Raw genomic sequence first — 1771 nt, 5'->3', positions numbered from 1 at the left:
GAGCGGACGTTCTCCGGTCACCTCGGTGTGCAGGCGAATGGCGTCGGCGATCTCTACTCGCTCTTCCGCCTCCGACATGTCCTTGTGCTCGATCCATTTCAGGCTGTGACTGGCAATATCCCAGCCTGCCTCCTTCATCGCAGCAACCACTTCGGGATTTCGTTTCAGGGCCGTCGCCACGCCGAACACGGTCGTCGGCAATTTTCGTTCGGTGAAAATTCGCCAGAGCCGCCAGAAGCCGGCGCGTGAGCCATATTCGAACATCGATTCGATATTGGCGTGGCGCTGACCCGGCCAGGGTTGCGCGCCGAGCACGTCAGACAGAAACGCCTCCGAGGCGCGGTCGCCGTGCAGGATGTTGTTTTCGCCGCCCTCTTCGAAATTTACCACGAACTGTACGGCAATGCGCGCATTGCCGGGCCAGTGCGGATGAGGCGGATTGCGGCCATAGCCACGGAGATCCCTCGGATACCCGCTCCCCGCCATTTACACTTCCTCGAAGCGAACCTTCTGCGCGCCATTCCAGAGCACGGTCTTGCCCAGCGCAGGCAGGTTCTCTAGCCCAGAGGTCAGCGTAATGAAGTGATTGCCTGCGAGTTGGCCCATCTTGCTGGCGAAATGCACGCCGCCATAGGCGAGCAGAATTTCAGTCTCGCTGATGCCGCCGGGGTACAGGATGATCTGGCCCGGCGCCGGGTAGCTCGTGTGGTTCTCATAGCCGACGCCGAAGTCGAGATCGCCAAGCGGCATCCAGACCCCCTCGCCGCTCCAGCGCACATGGATGCACTTGCTCTCAAACGGCATCGCGCGACGGAAGGCCGCACAGGTTTTGGGCGCTAGCTGCTCTTCAAAGCGGGCCTGAAAGGTGAAGTCTCCGGCGCGGACGATCAATTGGCTCATCAAAATACCCGTCATGACAGCTCAAGGGTTCTTTTCCCATCGATAGTCGAATTTGACCGCCTTTGCTACCTCTTGAAAGCGCCCCAGGCGGACCATACCGCGCTGCGATGCGGAGGTTGGAATCGGACCGCCAGCCGGCCGGACTGCGCTATTTTGTCGATTTTATCGGTCGATAAACTGAGCTAGTCTGGTGGGCCCATGCCGGTTCCCCCTCGCTCGAAAAGTGCAACGCGGCGATATCGACAGGCTTGGTCGCGGCGGGTAGGGTCGCGGCCCTAAAAAGGTTCGGGAGAGACGCTGTTGTCGGAGAAGTTTAGCTGGAAGCGGGATTACTATGCCGGCGGCCTGATGCTGCTGCTCGGGGTGGGAGCCGCGGTGACGGGCTCGGGCTACAAGTTCGGCAGCCTCGCCAGAATGGGCCCCGGATTTATGCCGGTCGTGCTTGGCATCGTCCTCGCCTTTATCGGCATCCTGATCGCCGGCACCGCGCTCGGATCGGCCGAGCCTGACGACAAGAAGTTTCTCCCCGACAATCCACAATGGTTCGGCTGGTTCTGCATTCTTGCCGGCCCCGTTCTTTTCATCATCGTCGGAGAATATGGCGGGATGATCCCGGCGGTGTTTGCCTGCGTGTTCGTCTGCGCGCTCGGCGACAAGACAGGGACGTACAAGTCGTCCTTCATTCTGGCGTGCGGCGTCACCGTGTTCGGCGTGGTGCTGTTCCACTATCTCCTGAACATTCCCTTTCCGCTGTTGCGCGGGGTGAACCTGTGATTTCGACCGCGCTTACCGATCTTTGGGCCGGCTTCGGAGTCGCGCTCGAGCCGCATAACCTGATGTACTGCTTCCTCGGCGTGCTGGTCGGCAACCT

At 60.6% G+C, this 1771-nt stretch carries 3 protein-coding genes; 1 reads left to right on the top strand and 2 read right to left on the bottom strand.

Annotation, left to right across the window (positions count from 1 at the left end; translation table 11 throughout):
* On the bottom strand, positions 1–486 hold a 486-nt coding region (locus WB528_RS11455; RefSeq protein WP_423888527.1), incomplete at its 3' end, for a polysaccharide deacetylase family protein.
* On the bottom strand, positions 487–900 hold the full coding sequence (locus WB528_RS11450) for a DUF3830 family protein (protein WP_423888526.1): 414 nt from the start codon (positions 898–900) through the stop codon (positions 487–489).
* A 300-nt stretch (positions 901–1200) separates the two neighbouring features.
* Here WB528_RS11450 and WB528_RS11445 point away from each other — a divergent pair, with 300 nt between their 5' ends.
* Positions 1201–1674: a tripartite tricarboxylate transporter TctB family protein gene (locus WB528_RS11445; protein WP_423888525.1), complete on the top strand. Its 474-nt coding sequence runs from the start codon at positions 1201–1203 to the stop codon at positions 1672–1674.
* Positions 1675–1771: the final 97 nt, after the last annotated feature.

It is taken from the genome of Bradyrhizobium sp. (assembly GCF_049586575.1).
GTDB lineage: Bacteria > Pseudomonadota > Alphaproteobacteria > Rhizobiales > Xanthobacteraceae > Bradyrhizobium.
The sequence above is the reverse complement of the archived record's forward strand: the minus strand, read 5'-3'. Positions and strand labels throughout refer to the sequence as shown.